This window comes from Staphylococcus delphini, assembly GCF_900636325.1.
Lineage (GTDB): Bacteria > Bacillota > Bacilli > Staphylococcales > Staphylococcaceae > Staphylococcus > Staphylococcus delphini.
The window spans coordinates 2301495-2322983 of sequence record NZ_LR134263.1 but is presented as its reverse complement, the minus strand read 5'-3'; the positions used below and the strand labels follow the sequence as shown (position 1 = coordinate 2322983).

Annotated in this window: 15 protein-coding genes; 9 read left to right on the top strand and 6 right to left on the bottom strand. The window is 38.0% G+C overall.

Translation table 11 applies throughout. The features are described from left to right. Positions 1-378 precede the first annotated feature (378 nt). Positions 379-2316: a polyglycerol-phosphate lipoteichoic acid synthase LtaS gene (gene ltaS / locus EL101_RS10885; RefSeq protein WP_096596652.1), complete on the top strand. Its 1938-nt coding sequence runs from the start codon at positions 379-381 to the stop codon at positions 2314-2316. Positions 2317-2457: 141 nt separating this feature from the next. On the opposite strand, the gene EL101_RS10880 is transcribed toward ltaS, so the two are convergent. Further along, positions 2458-3273, bottom strand: a complete 816-nt coding sequence (locus tag EL101_RS10880; RefSeq protein WP_096596653.1) for a ZIP family metal transporter — start codon at positions 3271-3273, stop codon at positions 2458-2460. Between the two features lie 111 nt (positions 3274-3384). On the opposite strand from EL101_RS10880, the gene EL101_RS10875 reads away from it, so the two are divergent. From EL101_RS10875 to EL101_RS10850, 6 genes are all read left to right on the top strand, one after another. Continuing rightward, complete coding sequence (locus EL101_RS10875) at positions 3385-5262, top strand: ABC-F family ATP-binding cassette domain-containing protein (RefSeq protein WP_096596654.1); 1878 nt, start codon at positions 3385-3387, stop codon at positions 5260-5262. Positions 5263-5271: 9 nt separating this feature from the next. Next, positions 5272-7053, top strand: a complete 1782-nt coding sequence (gene recQ / locus EL101_RS10870) for a DNA helicase RecQ (protein WP_096596655.1) — start codon at positions 5272-5274, stop codon at positions 7051-7053. A 256-nt stretch (positions 7054-7309) separates the two neighbouring features. Then, a complete protein-coding gene (locus EL101_RS10865; protein ID WP_096596656.1) occupies positions 7310-8269 on the top strand; it encodes an ABC transporter ATP-binding protein in 960 nt (319 codons plus the stop codon). Next, the gene (locus EL101_RS10860; RefSeq protein ID WP_096596657.1) at positions 8266-9783 is read left to right on the top strand and encodes an ABC transporter permease/substrate-binding protein; all 1518 of its coding nucleotides are present in this window, start codon (positions 8266-8268) and stop codon (positions 9781-9783) included. Before EL101_RS10865 ends, EL101_RS10860 begins: the two co-directional genes overlap by 4 nt. Before the next feature lie 322 nt (positions 9784-10105). After that, on the top strand, positions 10106-11155 hold the full coding sequence (gene hisC, locus EL101_RS10855; protein ID WP_096596658.1) for a histidinol-phosphate transaminase: 1050 nt from the start codon (positions 10106-10108) through the stop codon (positions 11153-11155). 102 nt (positions 11156-11257) lie between these two features. Then, complete coding sequence (locus EL101_RS10850) at positions 11258-11794, top strand: 5' nucleotidase, NT5C type (RefSeq protein WP_096596659.1); 537 nt, start codon at positions 11258-11260, stop codon at positions 11792-11794. Between the two features lie 84 nt (positions 11795-11878). Here the strand turns inward: EL101_RS10850 and EL101_RS10845 are convergent, their stop codons facing one another. From EL101_RS10845 to EL101_RS10825, 5 genes are all read right to left on the bottom strand, one after another. Then, positions 11879-12811: a diacylglycerol/lipid kinase family protein gene (locus EL101_RS10845; protein WP_096596661.1), complete on the bottom strand. Its 933-nt coding sequence runs from the start codon at positions 12809-12811 to the stop codon at positions 11879-11881. Between the two features lie 136 nt (positions 12812-12947). Then, the gene (locus tag EL101_RS10840) at positions 12948-14450 is read right to left on the bottom strand and encodes a peptide MFS transporter (protein WP_096596663.1); all 1503 of its coding nucleotides are present in this window, start codon (positions 14448-14450) and stop codon (positions 12948-12950) included. Positions 14451-14801: 351 nt separating this feature from the next. Next, the gene (locus EL101_RS10835; protein ID WP_096596665.1) at positions 14802-16307 is read right to left on the bottom strand and encodes a peptide MFS transporter; all 1506 of its coding nucleotides are present in this window, start codon (positions 16305-16307) and stop codon (positions 14802-14804) included. A 497-nt stretch (positions 16308-16804) separates the two neighbouring features. Continuing rightward, complete coding sequence (gene queF, locus EL101_RS10830) at positions 16805-17305, bottom strand: preQ(1) synthase (RefSeq protein WP_096596667.1); 501 nt, start codon at positions 17303-17305, stop codon at positions 16805-16807. Between the two features lie 19 nt (positions 17306-17324). Continuing rightward, positions 17325-18206 (bottom strand): DMT family transporter, encoded by an 882-nt coding sequence (locus tag EL101_RS10825; protein WP_096596669.1) that lies wholly within the window; start codon positions 18204-18206, stop codon positions 17325-17327. A gap of 624 nt (positions 18207-18830) precedes the next feature. On the opposite strand from EL101_RS10825, the gene nrdI reads away from it, so the two are divergent. After that, positions 18831-19229, top strand: coding sequence for a class Ib ribonucleoside-diphosphate reductase assembly flavoprotein NrdI (gene nrdI / locus EL101_RS10820; RefSeq protein WP_019166135.1), 399 nt, complete (start codon positions 18831-18833; stop codon positions 19227-19229). Next, the gene (gene nrdE / locus EL101_RS10815; RefSeq protein ID WP_096586394.1) at positions 19192-21297 is read left to right on the top strand and encodes a class 1b ribonucleoside-diphosphate reductase subunit alpha; all 2106 of its coding nucleotides are present in this window, start codon (positions 19192-19194) and stop codon (positions 21295-21297) included. The genes nrdI and nrdE overlap by 38 nt, the downstream gene beginning before the upstream one ends. The last annotated feature ends 192 nt before the right edge of the window (positions 21298-21489 follow it).

The window sequence follows — 21489 nt, the reverse complement described above, 5'->3', positions numbered from 1 at the left end:
AAGAGGTAGGGTCATCCTAAAAAGAGGTGTTGAAGTAAGCACATTTGGCAGGAGACAAAGAAATACTACTTGAGTCCGAGTACAATTTCAGCGCATTACAGTATAATCAAATACATTCGACTTGCTGTGCACAACGCTTGATGAAGACAATATGAAGCACTGATAAAGTCAATATGAAGTTGCAATGAATATGATCCATGCAAACAGTTTTGACTTGAAATTTTATGTTAACTCCTATATATTGATATATTGAAATTACTGTTGAATATTACAAAATGATTACAAATAACATAAAAGCTAAGCGAAACTTTTACAATCTTAGTGTAAACAATAAAGAAAACAGCTTTGAGGATTAGAATTAAATACGGGGGAACAATTATGGAAAAAGGAAAAAAGAAAATAGGCATTTTTACGTTTTTCCTACTGATGGTGTTAACAATTGCAATAAAAACGTATTTTGCTTATTATGTGGACTTATCACTTGGCGTGAAAGGTTTAACACAAAATTTAATTTTATTAATGAATCCATACAGCTTAGTAGCACTTGTTTTAAGTGTGTTCTTATTCTTTAAAGGACGTAAAGCGTTTTGGTTCATGTTTGTTGGCGGGTTTTTGCTTACCTTTTTATTATATGCCAATGTCGTATATTTCCGCTTTTTCTCGGATTTCATTACATTTAGTACATTGAACCAAGTGAGCAATGTAGACTCCATGGGCGGTGCAGTGAGTGCATCATTCCAATGGTACGACTTTGTTTACTTCCTTGATCTGATTGTGTACTTATTTGTACTCGTGTTCAAACGTCAATGGTTGAGCCGCAATGTATTTCAGAAAAAGTTTGTGCCGGTAGTCATGGCTACAGCAATCGCGTTATTCTTCTTAAACTTAGCGTTTGCGGAAACAGACCGACCTGAATTATTAACACGTACATTTGACCATAAATATCTTGTGAAATACTTGGGGCCATACAACTTTACAGTATATGATGGCGTCAAAACGGTACAAAACAATCAGCAAAAGGCACTCGCTTCTGAAGATGATTTAACAGAAGTATTGAATTATACAAAACAAAAACAAGCCACACCGAATATGGAATACTACGGGAAAGCTAAAGGTAAAAATGTCATTAAAATCCATTTAGAAAGCTTCCAAACCTTCCTAATTAATAAAAAAATTCATGGTGAAGAAGTGACGCCGTTTTTAAACAAATTGTCGTCAGGTAATGAGGACTTTAGATATTACCCACATTTCTATCACCAAACGGGTCAAGGTAAAACGTCAGATGCTGAGTTCACAATGGATAACAGCATGTACGGGTTGCCTCAAGGTTCGGCCTTTTCATTAAAAGGTGATAACACGTTCCAATCTTTACCAGCGATTATGCATCAAAAACAAGGCTATACAACGAATGTGATGCATGGTGACTATAAAACATTCTGGAACCGTGACCAAGTGTACCGTCATTTTGGTATCGATAAGTTTTACGATGCCACATATTTTGACATGTCCCCAGAAAACTTAGAAAACCTTGGACTCAAAGATAAAGAGTTTTTCAAAGAGGCAGCGGGATACCTATCTAAAGAAAAACAACCGTTCTATTCACATTTAATTACGTTGACGAACCATTATCCGTTTACATTAAGTGATGAAGACGCAACGATTGCAAAAGGTGACACAGGTAACTCAACGGTCGATGGTTACATTCAAACAGCGCGCTATTTAGATGAGTCATTAGAACAGTTCATTCATGACTTAAAAGAACGTGGCCTATACGACGACTCAGTTATTATGATTTACGGTGACCATTATGGTATCTCAGAAAATCATAACAAGGCGATGTCACAGTTATTAGGCGAAGAGATTACACCAGCGAAGTTTAATGACTTGAATGCGACTGGTTTCTGGTTGAAAGCACCAGGCGTTGAACCTAAAGTGGACGACACATATGCAGGTCAAGTTGACGTTATGCCAACGTTACTTCACTTGTTAGGTATTGATACGAAAAACTATCTCATGTTTGGTACAGATATGTTGTCTAAAGACCATAAAGAACTTGTGCCATTCCGTAACGGTGATTTCGTGACAAGAGATTATAAATATGTGAATGGTAAAGCATATAGTAATAAAAATAATCAGCCGTTAGAAACACCACCTGCCGATCTTGATAAAAATAAGAAGCAAGTACAACACGATTTAGAAATGAGTGATAAAGTCTTGAACGGTGACTTATTCCGCTTCTATGACAATCCTGATTTCGATAAATTGAACCCGGCAGATTATAAATATCCAACAGGTCCAAAGGCAAATCAAAAATAAAATGTGATGATAGGGAAGTGTACAAATCAGTACATTTCCCTGTTTTTTATGGTGGGGTTATAAAAAATATGACTTATGAATCCATATATGAACACAACAAAAAACCGCTCAGTGTGTCATCACATTGAACGGTTTTTGAATTTACCCTAAAGCAACATCCAGTATCATCATAATGGTAAAGCCAACCATCAAGCTTAGTGTCGCAAGGTCTGTGTTTTTGCCGGCTTGTGAATCGGGAATTAATTCTTCAACAACAACGAAAATCATCGCCCCTGCAGCAAAAGCGAGTGCGTAAGGCAGTATCGGAGTGACGACCAATACAGCAGCTGCACCCAATGTAGCAAAAACAGGTTCTACAAGTGCTGAAGCTTGTCCATAGTTGAAGGCTTTCCATTTGGACTGTCCTGAAGCATGCATCGGTAATGATAATGCAGCCCCTTCAGGAATGTTTTGAATCCCAATACCAATGGCAAGTCCGAGCGCCCCTAGCAAAGTTGCGTGTTCATTTCCTGTCGCAATACCACCAAAGGCAACCCCGATTGCGAGCCCTTCAGGAATGTTATGCAATGTAATCGCAAGTAATAAAAGTGTGTTTTTATTTAGACTCGTCTCAACACCTTCTTGATGTTGTGATTCATCAGCTGCGTTTCGATGCATATGTGGAATGACATAGTCTAAAGAACGGATGAAAACCCCACCGAGTAAAAAGCCAATTGCAGCAGGGAGCCACGGTACTGCACTGTCCGAACTGCTTTCAATGGCCGGTTGGAGTAATGACCAAAAACTTGCGGCGATCATAATACCCGCAGCAAAGCCTTGCATCGAATTCAACACTTTTTCGTTGACACTTTTAAATACAAATACGGTTGCAGCCCCTAATGCGGTTAATAACCACGTGATGATACCTGCAAGTAATGCTTGTAAAAAGGGCGGCATGTTTGAAATATAATCCAACATTGAAATAGCTCCTTGTATCATTTGTTCCAAAAAAAGTGTATAATATATAGAACTGATTTAAGGTTAACAGATAAATGTGAGTAAATCTATAAGAAAAAGGGTGTATGTGTTGTGGAAGCGTATAAAATTGAACACCTCAACAAATCTTATGCGGATAAAGTCATTTTTGATGATTTACAGTTATCCATTTCCAATCAAGAGCGAATCGGATTAGTTGGTATCAATGGAACGGGGAAAAGTTCATTGCTCAAAGTCATTGCAGGCATGGATGAAGATTTTGATGCCGTTCAATCGCATCCGAAACAATATCGAATTCGTTATGCGGCACAAAATCACAACTTGGATCCAACATTAACAGTTTATGAAGCGGTTTATAGTGCGGATGCTAAAGAGTTGCAAGTCATTAAACGTTATGAAGAAGCTACTGCACAATACGCAGAGCAACAGACTGACAAAGCGTTTGATGCAATGATGGCCGCACAAGCTGATATGGATGCTTACAGTGCTTGGGATTATAGTGCTGAAATTAAAACGATTTTATCGAAACTTGGCATCCATGATACGACACGCCGGATGAGCGAACTCTCAGGTGGCCAACAAAAGCGCGTGGTGTTAGCGCGTACGTTGATTGAAAAACCAGATTTATTATTATTAGACGAACCGACGAACCATTTAGATTTCGAATCGATTCATTGGTTAATTCAATTTGTAAAGTCTTATCCGAAAACAGTCGTCTTTGTGACACACGACCGTTACTTTTTAAATGAAGTGGCGACGCGTATTGTAGAATTGCGAAATGGCAAGTTAGATACATATCCAGGGAACTATGAAGCGTATATTGCAATGCGAGCAGAGCGTGAAGAAATTGAAGCACGTCAACAAACGAAGCAACGTGCACTATTTAAACAAGAGTTAGCGTGGATGCGTGCCGGTGTTAAAGCGCGAACAACGAAGCAACAAGCAAGGCAAGATCGTTTTCATGATTTAAAGGAACAAGTACAATCGCATCAAGTGCAAGAGAAGGGATCATTGAATCTGGCTTATTCGCGTTTAGGTAAACAAGTCTTTGAACTTGAAAATGTGACGAAACGCATTAATGGCCGTACGTTATTTGAAAACGTGTCGACATTGATTCAAAAAGGTGTGCAAGTCGGTATTGTAGGGCCAAACGGTGTCGGTAAAACGACGATGCTGAACATTTTAGCAGGTGAAGACCAACAATTTGAAGGTGTTTTAAAAGTAGGTCAAACGGTAAAAGTGGCTTACTTTAAACAAACGGATGAACGATTGAATCGTGATGTCCGTGTCATTGATTTCTTGCGTGAAGAAAGTGAGTTAGCGCGTCAAAAAGATGGGACAACTGTTTCGATTACGCAATTGTTGGAACGCTTTTTATTCCCGAGTGTGACGCATGGTAAGAAAGTGTATAAACTCTCGGGTGGCGAACAAAAGCGTTTGTATTTATTGAAGTTGTTAGTGCATCAGCCGAACGTGTTGTTGTTAGACGAACCGACAAATGATTTGGATACAGAAACGTTAACGATTTTAGAAGATTATATTCAAACATTTGGTGGGACTGTCATTACTGTGAGCCATGACCGTTACTTTTTAGATAAAGTCGTGGATTGTTATTGGTATATTCATGACGGTCAAATCGACATGATTTTAGGTCAGTTTGAAGATTATTTAGCATATCAAAAGCAACTTGAACAAGCAGCAACTCAAGTGGAATCCGTGAAACAGCAACCGACAGTACAACCGAAAAAGAAAAAAGGATTATCATACAACGAAAAACGAGAATATGACATGTTATTAGTGCGCATCGAGGAAACAGAATCGCGTCTAGCTGAAATTGACGCCGAAATGATCGAAGCGAACGCAGATTATGCCAAAATCAAAGCATTAAATGAAGAAAAAGAAACGCTCGAAGCTCAATATGATACCGACATGACGCGGTGGAGTGAACTAGAAGAAATATTAGAACAATAGAGGGATAGCATGGAGCAAACATTGTCGCATTATTTTGGATACAAATCTTTTCGTCCTGGTCAAAAAGAGATTATTGAACGGGTATTGAATCATCATCATACGTTAGGGGTGTTACCCACAGGTGGGGGTAAATCGTTATGTTACCAAGTGCCAGGATTGATGTTTAAAGGAACGACCATTGTCATTAGTCCTTTAATTTCGTTAATGAAAGACCAAGTGGACCAATTGACCGCAATGGGAATAGCTGCGGCTTATTTGAATAGTAGTTTAAGTACGCAAGCGCAAAAAGAGATAGAAACGCAATTGGTCAATGGTGAGTTGAAATTTTTATACATCGCACCGGAACGTTTTGAACAAACTTATTTTGAAATGTTGCTGCGACGTGTCGATATTTCACTTGTCGCATTTGACGAAGCACACTGTATTTCAAAATGGGGACACGATTTTCGACCGAGTTATCAAGCGGTGATTCAACGCGTATTGACCATGCCGCAACAGTTTTCAATTGTCGCATTGACTGCAACAGCAACGACAGAAGTGCAACAAGACATTATGGAACGGTTGATGATTTCACGTCAGCATTTAGTCAAAACAAGTATTCGCCGTCGTAATTTGAAGTTCCAAGTGAATGGCACATATCAACGTCAAAAATTTGTATTGGATTATATTCAAAAGCATAGTCAGAAGGCGGGGATTGTTTATTGTTCAACGCGTAAACAAGTAGAAGCCTTGTACGAAGCGTTAGAAGACGCAGATGTCCCTGTATCCTACTATCATGCAGGAATGACAGCAAAACAAAGAGATGAAGCTCAAAATGACTTTTTATATGACCGTACTCGTGTAGTCGTCGCGACCAACGCATTCGGTATGGGAATTGATAAATCGAATGTCCGCTATGTCATTCATTACAATATGCCGGGTGATTTGGAATCGTACTACCAAGAAGCTGGACGTGCAGGTCGAGATGGATTAGATAGTGATTGTATTTTATTGTACAGTGATCGAGATATTGGTTTACATCAGTATTTTATCGGTGCCTCAAAAGCGGACGACGATTACAAGGAACGCATGGGCGAAAAATTAACGAAAATGATTCAATATACAAAGACGACGAAATGTCTGGAAGCGACATTAGTGCATTATTTTGAGCCGAATGAAAAGCTTGAAGAGTGTCAGCAGTGTAGTAACTGTATCGATAAAAATAAAACGTACAATATGACGAAAGAAGCGAAAATGATTATTAGCGGTGTCGCGCGCTTACGTCAACAAGAAGGATATCAAACGGTCATTCAAGTTTTGCGTGGCGAGGTTTCGGATTACATTCGTCATCAAGGCTATGAAAACCTTTCGACGTATGGCTTGATGAAAGACTATACGACGGGTGAGTTACATCATTTAATCGATGAACTCCGCTTTAAAGGTTTCCTCAACGAACATGACGAAATACTCATGTGTGATGCCTCAGTAGAAAAATTGTTGAGTGAAGATACGCAAGTTTATACGACACCGTTCAAACGTAAGTCGAAAGAAACAGTGCATATTAACACTGTAGAAGGGGTCGACCGTACGTTATTTGAAAAACTTGTCGAAGTCAGACGTGAAATGAGTGAACGTTTGAACATGCCACCGACGAATATTTTTACTGACTATACGTTAGAAGCTTTTGCGAAAAGAAAGCCTGTCACAAAGCAAGAAATGATTCAGATTGATGGTGTCGGCAGTTATAAGCTGAAGCACTATTGTCCTGAATTTTTAGAAGCGATTCAAGAATATAAAATGCATAGTTCGTAAAACATCAGATGGAGCTAGGGGGAATGCCCGGCTCCTTTTTTACAAATAAAACGATTGTTTATTGATCGGGATAGGACGGGTCTCTAGAGCTCGACAGGGCGTGTGACATGTCGACTTCGAATGCTTAAAAATTTCAAGTGCAAATCAAGTTATTTTTGCAATGAATTGTGCTTTAATGAGTGTATTGCCTGTTGTTTAGGGTAATGGAAAATGTAACGAAATAAACGAAATGAAAACGAAAAGATAGAGGGATTGTATGATAAAATTTAGCAATGTTTCTAAACGTTATGATGACCGAGTCGTCGTCAATCAAGTGGATATGGAGATTAACGAAGGTGAATTTTTCGTCTTGATTGGTCCGTCTGGCTCAGGTAAAACGACAACGATGAAAATGATCAACCGGTTAATACCATTATCTGAAGGTTATATCTATTTTAAAGATCGCCCGATTAGTGATTATTCAGTGTACGAAATGCGTTGGGATATGGGATACGTGTTACAACAAATCGCCTTATTTCCGCATATGTCAATACGTGACAATATCGCACAAGTACCGTTGATGAAAGGCTGGACAAAAGAAAAGATTGATGCACGCGTCGATGAACTATTGTCGATGGTTGGACTGGACCCAGAACAGTTTAGAGACCGGAAACCTGAAGAATTATCAGGAGGTCAACGTCAACGTGTCGGTGTGGTCCGTGCACTCGCAGTTGACCCGCCAGTCATTTTAATGGATGAACCGTTTAGCGCATTAGATCCGATTACCCGAGAAAAATTACAAGATGACTTGCTAAAATTGCAAAGTCAAATTAAGAAAACGATTGTATTTGTGACACATGATATCGAAGAAGCGTTCAAATTGGGAGACCGTATTTGTTTATTGAATCATGGTCATGTGGAACAAATTGGTACACCGAACGACTTTATTAAATCACCCAAAAATGATTTCGTTTGCCAATTTTTAGGTGACTTGACGAGTGTTGTCCTGAATCATTTCTCACTCGGTAAAGTTGTAGAACTTGCAGGTGAAAAAGCGACCGAGGCACAAGTACGCCAATATCCTGTCGTCCATGCAGAGCAAACAGTGAGTGACGTTTATGATGAATTAGTACAACATGAAGCGGTCATAGTCCCAGTTGAAGGTGAGCAGTGGTCTTTATCACGCCAAGACATCTTTAGCTTTTTATCAAAAAATCAGGCAGGTGAGACAGCATGAACACATTTTTAGAGACATTGAATAGCCGAAAAGGTGAATTACTTGCTGCCTTACTTGAACATATACAGCTGTCATTCATTGCGTTGCTGATTGCGGTGCTCATTGGTGTACCACTGGGCATACTATTAACGAAAACGAAAAAAATATCTGAAGTGGTGATTAACATTGCAGCGGTCTTACAAACGATTCCGTCACTTGCGTTGCTCGGTCTCATGATTCCGCTCTTTGGTATTGGAACGGTCCCCGCTGTCATCGCCCTCGTTGTTTATGCATTATTACCGATTTTGCGTAATACATATACGGGGATTACAGGTGTAGACAGTTCGTTAGTAGAAGCGGCTAAAGGGATTGGTATGAAGCCGTTGCGCCGTTTAACTAAAGTGGAATTACCGTTAGCGATGCCCGTGATGATGGCAGGGATTCGTACAGCGATGGTGCTCATTATCGGTACGGCGACATTAGCCGCATTAATCGGTGCAGGTGGTTTAGGTGACTTAATATTATTAGGTATCGACCGTAACAATACATTATTAATTTTAATTGGCGCGATTCCAGCAGCCGTATTAGCCATTTTGTTCGATGTGATTTTAAGAATTTTAAGCCATATTTCTTACCGTAAAATGTTAACGACACTCGGCATCATTTTACTACTCATGTTGATGGTTACGATTGCGCCGCTCTTCTCTAGTCAAAATGAACGTATTACGATTGCTGGGAAGTTAGGCACAGAACCTTCAATCATCACCAATATGTACAAGATTTTAATTGAAGACGAAACAGATTATACTGTGTCAGTGAAAGACGGCATGGGTAAAACAACATTTTTATTCAATGCATTAAAATCAGACGATATTGATGGTTACTTGGAATTTACAGGTACAGTATTAGGTGAGTTGACGAAAGAATCACCGAAATCTAAAGACGAAACAGAAGTATATGAACAAGCGAATGCAAGCTTGGAAAACAAATTTGATATGACGTTATTGAAGCCGATGCAATACAACAATACGTATGCATTAGCAGTGAAGCGTGACTTTGCGGAAGCACACAATATTAAAACGATTAGCGACTTGAAAAAAGTGGAAAGCGAGATTAAACCAGGTTTCACACTTGAATTTAATGATCGTGAAGATGGTTATCCTGCGATTCAAAAAGCGTATGATTTAAACTTCCAAAATGTGAAAAAGATGGAGCCTAAATTGCGTTATCAAGCTGTTGAAAGTGGCGATATTAACTTAATTGATGCATATTCGACAGATGCAGAATTGAAACAATATGATATGGTCGTGCTCGATGATGACCGTAAAGTGTTCCCGCCATATCAAGGGGCACCGTTGTTTAAAAAATCATTTATTGAAGATCATCCGGGTGTTGAAAAAGCATTAAATCAATTAGAAGGTAAAATCTCTGATGAAGAAATGCAAGAAATGAATTATCGCGTTGCTGAAAAAGATGAAGATCCGTATACAGTTGCGAAAGAATATCTTGAGAAACAAGGATTAATCGGCAAGTAGAACTATTGTTTGAGTTTTATTTGTGGATAGGTTGACGAATAATTTGTTGACTTTATTAGAAATAGTATAGGACCGACTGGACTGTTGTGATCTTTCAAAATTTTTGAGGGGCGTCATGGTCCAGTCTTTCTATATCAATGGTATCATCCGGTAGTCATTATGATACACGTACGACCTCGACTTTTTACTTGTACGTGACCCAATTTTTTGTTCGAACCTTTGTTGATTACGAATAAATAGACAGATGCTCTAGCATTTTAAAGCGTTAATCGTTATACTAGTAAATATATTTTAAAAATTCTGATTTATGGGAGGTTTAGAAATGAAGTCTCAAATTTCTAAATTAAGTGCGTATCAACCTGGATTGTCACCGGAGAAATTAAAAGAAAAGTATGGCATTGAGGGTGAGCTTCATAAACATGCTTCTAATGAAAACCTATTTGGTCCATCTCCTAAAGCGAAACAAGCGATTAAAGATCATGTGGATGACCTCTTTTTATACCCTGAACCGAATGCACCATTGTTACAAGAAGCCATTGCAAAACATTATGGTGTAGACAAATCGCAAGTTCTTTTTGGTGCCGGTCTTGATGAAATGATTGTGATTATTTCTAGAACGTTAGTCCGTGCTGGCGACAATATTGTGACAAGTGCGGGAACATTTGGCCAATACTTTCACAATGCGGTCGTAGAAGATGCGGAGACAATTCTAGTCCCACTCATTGATGGCACGTTTGATTTAGACGGCATCGCAGCAGCGATTAATGACAAAACAGCTGCAGTATGGATTTGTAACCCGAACAATCCAACTGGAACATATCACACACATGAGGATATTGTAGCATTTTTAGAAAAGGTGCCTTCACATATTCCAGTATTTATGGATGAGGCTTATGCGGAATATGTCTCTGCAGAAGATTATCCAAAAACGTTAGAATTAATGAAGCAATATGAAAATGTTGCGTTAATGCGTACGTTCTCGAAGGCGTATGGTTTAGCAGGCTTACGTATCGGTTATCTCATTTCTGCGCCAGAGTTAGCTGCACAATTAAACGTGATTCGTCCGCCGTTTAATACGACGCGTTTATCTGAACAAGCCGCATTGAAAGCGTTAGAAGACCAAGAATATCTACAACAAGTCGTGGAGACGAACCGTGTGGAACGTGAAAAATTTTTTGAGCTTGAAACAACTTTAAAAATTTATCCGTCTCAAACAAACTTTGTCTTTGTAGAGACAGAGCGTGCGAAAGAATTGGATGAATCGTTGTTACGTAACGGCATTATTGCGCGACTTTTCCCTAATGGTGTCCGCATTTCATTAGGCTTTCCGGAACAAAATGAAGTGATTCGCAACGTGTTGCAAACATTCTAACCTGTAAAAATGATATACACACCTTGTGCGGGAATCATCAAACGCTGAGACAAAGTATGTTATGATAAAGCGGTGAGATGAATGTATACAAGGAGCGATAACATGAGAACTTCAATAGGGATTGATATGGATGAAGTACTGGCAGATACGATGGGTGCGATTTTAGATGAGTTGAACCGCCGTACACAATTAGGTGTGACAATCGATCAAATCGCTGGAAAACGTATTTATGAAATCATGCCAGAACATACGAAAGAAATCCGTGATATTTTGGCATCAGATGGCTTTTTTGGCCGTTTAGATGTGATGAAAGATGCACAACAGGTCGTTAAAAAATTAGCTGAGCACTATGACATTTATATTGTCACAGCTGCAATGGATGTGCCGACATCTTTCCATGACAAATACGAATGGTTGCTGAAACATTTCCCATTTTTAGATTCACAACAATTTGTGTTCTGTGGCCGTAAAGACATTGTCGCGACGGATTATTTAATTGATGACAATCCGCGTCAACTTGGGGGACATACAGGTAAGCCGTTGATGTTTTCAGCGCCACATAATGAAGGGAATACCGATTTTGAACGTGTGAATAACTGGAAAGAAGTAGAAGCCTACTTTTTCGGTAAAGAAGCATAACGTTTAAAACGGCAGCATTTTTTAATCCAAAACATCAAAAAAGCAGTGACGCCATTGGAGCGTTTCACTGCTTTTTTTGATTCCCTAGTTATCTTTTGCTTGCCCCGGTTCTACCGTCAACAATTCAATCGCTTGGGGAATGATTTCAATATCAACCGGTGTATCTAAAGCAATTTCACCATCGATATCGACACGCATTGACGGCTCAGTCTGCACATGAATGTGACGACTTGGAATGTGTTCGATATTGTCGCTAATTTCACTCCACGTCATACTATCACGTAAACTAAAAATATCTTTAAGGATACTCATGCTGTAATTATTAAAAATGAACGTATTGAGTTCACCGTCAGAGGGCGACATTTCCATGAGCGGAATTTTGCCACCACCGATAAAACGACCATTTGCAAATAACAACATGGACGTTTCACCTGTATACGTTTGACCATCAATGTCTAATGTATAGTTGAAAGGCTTTGGATTAGAAAGGGTTTTAAGTGTTGATGTAATATAACTTAATTTGCCGAACAAGTCTTTAGATTTACCTTGTACATTTTCAGCATTTTGTACCATCAAACCAATGCCCGCAAAGTTTAATACATATTGATCTTCAACTTTCATCACATCGTATTTATGAGGTGACGCAAGCAACAGGTCTTGACTCGCTGGGCCTGCTTTAGTAGATAAATTCAAGGTTTTCGCAAAGTCATTAAACGTGCCACCCGGAATAATACCGACTGGGAGGTTTAAGTCATATTTTAAGACACCATTAATTAATTCGCTGACCGTTCCATCGCCGCCTAAAATGAACAGAACATCGATGTCTTCGCAATTGTTTTGGTCTTGTATACGTTGACAATATTTTTCGATGTCACCTTCATTTTCGCTTAATTGAATGGTAAATCTTTTGCAGAGTTGGGTTAGCGCGACAGTTACTTCACCCAAGCCTTCATGTATTTTGTTGAGTCCTGAATGTTGGTGATAAAAAAGAACGCCGTGTTCGTATTGTGGTGCCATAAGATTGCTCCTTTCAATACACGTACACTTTATTGTACACCGCAATTGTGCTGATGTTAATCATGACAACTTCAATAGATAAAAAAGGGTGAGTACACGAAGGATGTCCCAAACGTATACTCACCTTATTGTGATGTTAACGAATACCTTTCATAGCTCTTAAGATAAATGGTGAACCGATGACGGCTAAAAGCGCGACAACGATAGCGATACCGCCAATAAGACCGAAATAGTTTTGGTTCCCAATAATAGGTTGAAGTTTCACAAGTTGTGCATTGATCGCTTGTGCTGTTGCATTCGTTAATAACCATAAACTCATCATTTGAGAGTTGAAGTTTTCAGGTGCAAGTTTAACAGCTGAACTGTTTCCTGTTGGTGAAATACAAAGCTCACCAATCACACAAATGATATATGACAAGATAATCCATACAAACCAAATGTTAGTATCATTGTAAGCATAAATCACACCCATCATCAGTATGAACGAGCTACCTGCTAAAAATAAACCAATAGCGAATTTAATCGGTAAACTTGGTTCAAAACGGCCTAATCTTCTCCATAGCCAAGAAATGACTGGTGCGAAGACGACAATGAAAAATGGGTTAATCGATTGGAACCATGTCACAGGGAATACACTTTCCCAGCCGAATAAGTTGAAAGCAAGATCTGCTTTTTCATCTGCATATACGGCAAGAACGTTAGCTCCTTGTTCTTGAATCGACCAGAAAATAACGCCGACAATAAATAAAGGAATAAACGCAATAACACGTGAACGTTCGACATCAGTTGTATCTTTACTCACAATCATAATCGTAAAATAAACAAATGGTAATGCAAATCCTAAAACTAATACGATTAAACTCACTAAATTAAAAGAAAGTGTTCCAGTCATCGATGCGATCGCAACGACTACGACAATCGCAGCGATAATCAGACCGAAAATCATACCGTACTTTTTCTTTTCTGCTAGGCTTAAAGGATTCGGTGGTGCGACGCCGATACGTCCTAGATTACGCTTATGAAATAAAAGGTAAAAAAGGAGTGACAGCCCCATACCGATCGCAGCAATTAAGAAGCCACCATGAAAGTTACCGACATTTCTAAAGTGGTCTAACACGAGTGGTGAAATAAACGCCCCCATATTTACGGCCATATAGAAAATAACGAACCCTGAATCTACACGGCTATCATCTTTAGGATAGAGACGACCCACAATATTTGAAATGTTTGGTTTCATCAGACCTGAACCTACAATAATAAAGAACATTGATGACAGTAATCCTGTTAAACCAAAAGGTAAGCTTAAACAAATGTGACCGATAATAATTAACACAGCACCATAAAACATGGAGCGTCTTGTCCCCAGTATTCGGTCAGCTACCCAGCCCCCTAAAATAGATGTCATGAAGATTAACGAGCCATACACAGCTATCAACGATTGAGCGAATGTTTTTTCGAGCCCTAACCCACCTTGACTGACATTGTAGTAAATGTAGTAAATCAATAGGGCACGCATACCGTAATAACTAAACCTCTCCCAGAATTCTACGGTATATAATACGCCTAGACCACGAGGATGGCCGAAGAATCCTTTTTGAGGAATTTCTTGTACAGCTTTTTCGTGTGATAATTCTGACATTTCAATCAATCCTTCCTATCTAAACAAAACATATAATAGAAAGTTTACGCCTGATGAAAATAAATAGCAATTAGTTTTTTAAAAATAATAAAATTTAAAAAATTCAGACAAAAAATTAAGTTAAAAACGCTTGAATCATACACTATTGATAGACATCACATTTGAAGCGCACATGTGAAATGTCTTGTTAAATAAAGAAAGTGATAAGATGGCACGTTTAAATGGAAAATCAATACTTGGAAACGGAGAAGACGTAAGTGGAGAGAAGAAGGGAGGTGAATGTTTTTAGAAAATAATATGAGCGGTGAAGATATTGCTATCCTCAACCGCTCATATTTATAAAGTTTTAACTTATTTTACGCCTTGCATCAAGTTTTTAATTAATGGTGTGATTAAAATTAAAATGACGCCGATCGCTACTGCAAAGAGTCCTGAATAAAGGAAGTATTCGTTTGTACTCATATGGACATAAATCTTCACCATTTGTGCATTTAAACCTTGCGCCATGGCATTCGATAAAAACCATATACTCATCATTTGGCCTGCAAACGCATCAGGCGCAAGCTTAGTTGTTGTTGATAAACCGATAGGCGATAAGCATAGTTCACCAAATGTAACGAGCAAGAAACTCACAACTAACCATAATGGATTAATCAAACTGTTACCGTCTGGAATAATCATAATTAAGTAGGATAGACCGGCTAAAATAACCCCTAATGCAAATTTAACAGCAGTAGGCGGATTATAACGCCCCAGTTTTACCCATAAAATAGAGAATAAAGGCGCTAAAATAATAATGAAAAATGGATTTAAGGATTGGAACCATGCAGGTGGAATGTGGAAATCAATCCATCCTCCTGTGACTTTAGCTAAATCAAGTTGAGTTTTTGTATCAGAGAACTGCGCTAAAACCGTTGATCCTTGCTCTTGAATCATCCAAAAGGCTACAGATGCAATAAACAATGGAATGTATGCAAAAACACGTTTACGTTCTTGGTCTGCTGTTTTCTTACTTAAAATGATTCTTGTAAATATAAGAATCGGTAAGAACACGCCTAAAAATGTAATGATGTTTGAGAACGTTTCAATTGTTAAATGGCCTGTTGCTTGTAGTCCAACACCCACAAGAATCAGTATGATAGCGATACTTCCGACAATTTTGATGAGTCTTGAACGTTCTTTTTTCGTTAATGGATCTGGAACTTCGACACCGGCAAGACCGAGTGACTTTTTATTCGTAAACAGGTACGCCAACAAACCAAAAAACATCCCTACAGCTGCAATGGCAAAGCCGACATGGAAACCGATATTGACTTGTACCCATCCGATAATGAGTGGTGAGAGTAATGCCCCTAAATTAATACTCATATAAAAGATCGTGAATGCCGAATCCATGCGCGCGTCGTTCTTATCGTATAACAATCCTACTGTCGAGGAGATGTTTGGCTTCAATAGACCTGTCCCCATAATTAAAAAGAGTAGTGCAATCAATAGTAAGACAAGGCTGTTCGGTAGTGACATTAATATGTGACCAATCATGATGAGCACCGCACCATAAAACAGTGCGTGACGTGTCCCTGTAATACGGTCGGCAATCCAACCTCCGATAACACCACTCATGTAAACTAAAGCGCCATAAATAGAAACGATTTGAAGTGCAACGCCTTGGTCTAAACCAAATCCACCTTTAGCCACTGAATAATAAATATAGAAGGCCAAAATACCTTTCATACCGTAGTAACTAAAACGTTCCCAAAATTCTGTAAATACTAGCGTACTTAACCCTTTTGGATGACCGAAGAATCCCGAACGTGGCGTACTGTTAAGGATTTCTTCTTTTGTATAATGCGAACTCATTGATAATTCCCCTCCAGTTCAAATCAAGTTAAACTTATTCTATAACTCATCGGTATCATACACAAGGTTTTTTTATACAAAGAACATTTTATAATATATTTTTATGGTTATGTAAATATATATAGTTTACTTCTTGATGTATCATTTATCTGTTTTTTGTACGTATATTCCGATAAAGTCACTAAACTTTATCAGTTATTATAGCACCTTTTTCTCGCTTAGCAATAAAATATTTAAAATTTTTGGCAGAAAGACCTTTTTATCAGTCTAAACAATAAATATGGCACCTTTGAATTCTTATTTTACGGAAAAGTGAGTTGTGAGTTGGAATGGGTGAAAACAGGTCAGCGAAGATAAAAATGAGTGCATCTCTATATAATAGTAGAAAAGTTGATGGCGATTTAATTTAAAGTGTTTAAAAAGAGGTCTGGTTTGAGAGGTAACAAAAAGCGCGCTGAGACATAAAGTTTTCTCAGCGTGCTGCCTACGATATGATGTTAACGGTTGTCGATTTTTTCTGGATACATGTCATGATTCATGAGACGGTGTTCTGCCATTGTTTCGTATTTCGAATTTGGACGACCATAGTTAGTGTATGGATCGATTGAAATGCCGCCACGTGGTGTGAACTTGCCCCATACTTCAATGTAATGCGGATCCATTAACGCAATTAAGTCATTCATAATAATATTCATACAGTCTTCATGGAAATCTCCATGGTTACGGAAACTGAATAAATAAAGTTTTAACGATTTAGATTCGACCATTTTGACATTGGGAATATATGAAATGTAAATGGTAGCAAAATCAGGTTGTCCTGTAATCGGGCATAAAGATGTGAACTCAGGACAGTTAAATTTAACAAAGTAATCGCGATTTTGGTGTTTGTTATCAAATGTTTCTAGAACATCTGGGCGGTAATCAAAGTTGTAAGTGTTATTTTGATTACCGAGAAGTGTAATATCTTGTAATTCGTCTTTTGTACGTCCTTCTGTCATAAGGAAGGCCTCCTTTATATTATTTTGATGGTTGTTGACGATGTTTAGAACGTGTCGAGCGTCGTGCTTTTTCGAACATATAATAGCTTGCACTTAAAATAATGATATAACCGATAATCGCATAAAAATCAGGTGATTCATTAAATAAGATAAAGCCGATAATTGCTGTAAATATAATAGACGCATAAGTGAATATCGAAATATCTTTGGCTGGCGCGTAACTATATGCGACTGTAATACCGATTTGACCTACCGCAGCCGACAGACCTGCTAAAATCAAGTAAACGATTTGAATCATACTCATCGGTTCAAATGTAAATGCGACGAACGGTATCAGCACAATAACCGAAAAGAATGAGAAATAAAATACGATCGTGTATGGGGCTTCTCGTGTACTTAAAGCACGTACAGCGGTATATGCTGAAGCCGCGAAAACACCGGATAATAGTCCGACAATCGCAGGGATGACATCAGATGAAAATTCAGGTTTAACGACGAAAAGCATACCTATGATTGCGATAATCATTGAAGTGATTTGATATTTTTGAATAAATTCCTTTAAAAAGATGAGGCTTAACAGTATCGTCCAAAAAGGATTCAATTTCATCAAAATATCGGCATCACTTAACACCATATGATCAATGGCATAGATGTTTAACAGGACGCCCATTAAACCTAAAACAGAACGTGTCACTAATAAAGGTTGACTACTGAGTTTACCGAAGAAGGGCTGTTTATATTTAAGAATAAAGAATAACGGAATAAACATGGCTACGAAATTTCGAGCGAGTGATTTTTGAAATACGGGTAAATCGCCGGATAGACGAAAAAAAACTGCCATAAAACTAAAACCAATAGCAGAAATTAAAATAGCGATGATTCCTTTCACTTTAGTATTCATGATATCGCCTCTTATTGATAAAAATTTGACTTATACATAGTAGCACAAAATGATACAACTTGCATTATATCTTGGGATTTTACTAAAAGGAGATACAATAATAGGGAACTTACGTTCTGTTTTAGAAGTCTATATAAACGTTTCGGTTAAGAAAGTCAAGTGAGAGATGCACTTCAATCAGAAAATAATTTTTTTTGCTCTTCTAGTGGTTGATTTCATCGCTTTTGATGACAATGGGTGACAAAAGTTCCAATTTATCTCTTTAAATTAAGAATAGAGTTCTGTATAATGAAACACATAATATAGTATGAGAGAGCGGAATTAAACACAACATATAGTGTTTGAGAGATGGCTAACAGCACAAGAATGGACAAAATCAATGGAGCTTTACACGATTTTGAACATTCTATTTCTTTGATTATCTACATATAGTAGCTGTGTCAATGTGAGTCATTATGAGATGTGAATAATGGCAAGTTAGCAACTTTTCAACTTATTTTATGAATTAAACAACAGCAAATATATGTTCGTATTTTATTTAATTACATTTATATTGTGAATAAGAAAAAGTAACATTAAAAAGCACACGAATCATTTATCTCGTAAGAAAGGTGGTTATTCAGGATGAAAGTGGTATTTTATTCTTTTACGGGTAATGTGAGACGATTCGTTAAACGCACAGAACTTGATAACACACTAGAGATTAATGAAACCAACGCCTCAGAAGAAGTGACTGAACCTTTCATTATTGTGACAGGGACAATTGGTTTTGGTGAGGTACCTCAACCAGTCCAACAATTTTTAGAAATTAATCATGAAAATTTAAAGGGTGTGGCTGCAAGTGGCAATCGTAACTGGGGAAGCAACTTTGCGAAAGCTGGCACGACGATTGCAGATACGTATCACGTCCCTTTACTAATGAAGTTTGAATTACACGGCAATAGTCAAGATACAACGGAATTTAAAGAGAAGGTGGTCAATTTTTATGAAAACTATGGAACAAAAACAGTACAAGCATATTGAACTTAACAACCAAGTGACTAAAAGAAATGAAAATGGGTTTTTTCAACTTGAGAAAGATCAAGAAGCACTTGCGATTTATTTAGAAGAGATTCAAGATAAAACCGTTCATTTCGACAGTGAATTAGAACGCCTTCACTTTTTGGTTGACAACAATTTTTATTACAATGTGTTTGAAGAATACAGTGAAGCACAACTTGTTGAATTGATTGCATTTACAACCGCAATTCCATTTCGCTTTGCAAGTTATATGTCAGCAAGTAAATTTTTCAAAGATTATGCATTAAAGACGAATGATAAGTCGCAATATCTTGAAGACTATCATCAACATGTGTTCATTGTGTCACTCTACCTTGCAAAAGGGAATGTTGACCTAGCAAAACAATTGATTCAAGCGATGGTAGAGCAACGTTACCAACCAGCGACACCTACATTTTTAAACGCGGGTCGTGCACGTAGAGGCGAGTTAGTTTCATGTTTCTTATTAGAAGTAGACGACAGTTTAAACTCTATTAATTTTATCGATTCAACAGCTAAGCAATTGAGTAAAATCGGTGGCGGTGTAGCGATCAACCTATCGAAATTACGTGCGAGAGGTGAAGCGATTAAAGGCATTAAAGGTGTTGCGAAAGGTGTCTTACCGATTGCAAAAGCGCTTGAAGGTGGCTTTAGCTATGCCGATCAATTAGGTCAACGTCCAGGTGCAGGCGCAGTGTACTTGAACATTTTTCACTATGATGTAGAAGAATTTTTAGATACGAAAAAAATCAATGCCGATGAAGATTTACGTCTTTCAACGATTTCAACAGGCTTAATTGTGCCATCTAAATTTTTCGACTTAGCCAAAGAAGGAAAAGACTTCTTCATGTTTGCACCACACACGGTAGAACAAGAATACGGCGTCACATTAGATGACATTAATATTGAGGATTACTACGATGAGCTTGTGGCTAATCCAAATATTATGAAGAAAAGTAAAGATGCGCGTGAAATGTTAAATATGATTGCACAAACACAATTGCAATCAGGTTACCCTTATTTAATGTTTAAAGACAATGCGAACCGTGTGCATCCTAACGCTAACATCGGTCAAATTAAAATGAGTAATTTATGTACAGAAATTTTCCAACTGCAAGAGACTTCAATCATTAACGATTACGGTGTAGAAGACGAAATTAAGCGCGATATTTCTTGTAACTTAGGTTCATTAAATATTGTGAATGTGATGGAATCAGATCAGTTTAGAAATTCTGTGCACACAGGTATGGACGCGTTAACAGTCGTAAGTGACGAAGCGAACATTCAAAATGCGCCAGGTGTGAAAAAAGCGAACAGTGAATTGCACTCAGTAGGTTTAGGTGTGATGAACTTGCACGGTTATTTAGCGAAAAATCATATCAGTTATGAATCAGAAGAAGCGAAAGATTTTGCGAATGTGTTCTTCATGATGATGAACTATTATTCAATCGAACGTTCAATGCAAATTGCGAAAGAACGCGGCGAAGCATTTACAGACTTTGATCAATCAGACTATGCAAACGGTCGTTATTTTGAACGTTACACTTCTGAAGACTTCTTGCCACAATCTGAAAAAGTGAAGGCATTGTTTGAAAATCATCCGATTCCGACACGTGAAGATTGGAAAGCATTGCAAGCAGAAGTAGAAAAGCATGGTTTATATCACGCGTACCGTTTAGCGATTGCGCCAACACAAAGTATTTCATATGTACAAAACGCAACAAGCTCAGTTATGCCGATTGTTGACCAAATTGAGCGTCGTACTTACGGTAATTCAGAAACGTTTTATCCAATGCCGTTTCTATCACCGCAAACAATGTGGTATTACAAATCAGCATTCAATATCGATCAAATGAAATTGATTGATTTGATTGCAACGATTCAAACACATATTGATCAAGGGATTTCAACGATTCTATATGTGAATTCAGAAATTTCAACACGTGAATTGTCACGTTTATACGTTTACGCACATCATAAAGGCTTAAAATCATTGTATTACACACGAAATAAATTATTGAGTGTAGAAGAATGTACGAGCTGTGCGATTTAATATCGATGTCAATGTAGGCAGCTTTGCTATTAACAATAGTGCATCGAGGCTATAGCACTTTATAGAAATTGAACGATGAGCAATCAGGCTAGGAAGATGAAATGTCCTAGCCTGAAAATAGAAACGAACGTGGGGCAGGTGATGACTGAACGAGATGGTGATTTTAATTGTTCGGTCATCCTTGCCAGAGTG

What these genes read in the sequence shown, in the direction of transcription:
- ltaS (WP_096596652.1), top strand. Translation starts at nt 379, where the DNA reads ATGGAAAAAGGAAAAAAGAAAATAGGCATTTTTACGTTTTTCCTACTG.
- EL101_RS10880 (WP_096596653.1), bottom strand. Translation starts at nt 3,273, where the DNA reads ATGTTGGATTATATTTCAAACATGCCGCCCTTTTTACAAGCATTACTT.
- recQ (WP_096596655.1), top strand. Translation starts at nt 5,272, where the DNA reads ATGGAGCAAACATTGTCGCATTATTTTGGATACAAATCTTTTCGTCCT.
- EL101_RS10865 (WP_096596656.1), top strand. Translation starts at nt 7,310, where the DNA reads ATGATAAAATTTAGCAATGTTTCTAAACGTTATGATGACCGAGTCGTC.
- EL101_RS10860 (WP_096596657.1), top strand. Translation starts at nt 8,266, where the DNA reads ATGAACACATTTTTAGAGACATTGAATAGCCGAAAAGGTGAATTACTT.
- hisC (WP_096596658.1), top strand. Translation starts at nt 10,106, where the DNA reads ATGAAGTCTCAAATTTCTAAATTAAGTGCGTATCAACCTGGATTGTCA.
- EL101_RS10850 (WP_096596659.1), top strand. Translation starts at nt 11,258, where the DNA reads ATGAGAACTTCAATAGGGATTGATATGGATGAAGTACTGGCAGATACG.
- EL101_RS10845 (WP_096596661.1), bottom strand. Translation starts at nt 12,811, where the DNA reads ATGGCACCACAATACGAACACGGCGTTCTTTTTTATCACCAACATTCA.
- EL101_RS10840 (WP_096596663.1), bottom strand. Translation starts at nt 14,450, where the DNA reads ATGTCAGAATTATCACACGAAAAAGCTGTACAAGAAATTCCTCAAAAA.
- EL101_RS10835 (WP_096596665.1), bottom strand. Translation starts at nt 16,307, where the DNA reads ATGAGTTCGCATTATACAAAAGAAGAAATCCTTAACAGTACGCCACGT.
- queF (WP_096596667.1), bottom strand. Translation starts at nt 17,305, where the DNA reads ATGACAGAAGGACGTACAAAAGACGAATTACAAGATATTACACTTCTC.
- EL101_RS10825 (WP_096596669.1), bottom strand. Translation starts at nt 18,206, where the DNA reads ATGAATACTAAAGTGAAAGGAATCATCGCTATTTTAATTTCTGCTATT.
- nrdI (WP_019166135.1), top strand. Translation starts at nt 18,831, where the DNA reads ATGAAAGTGGTATTTTATTCTTTTACGGGTAATGTGAGACGATTCGTT.
- nrdE (WP_096586394.1), top strand. Translation starts at nt 19,192, where the DNA reads ATGAAAACTATGGAACAAAAACAGTACAAGCATATTGAACTTAACAAC.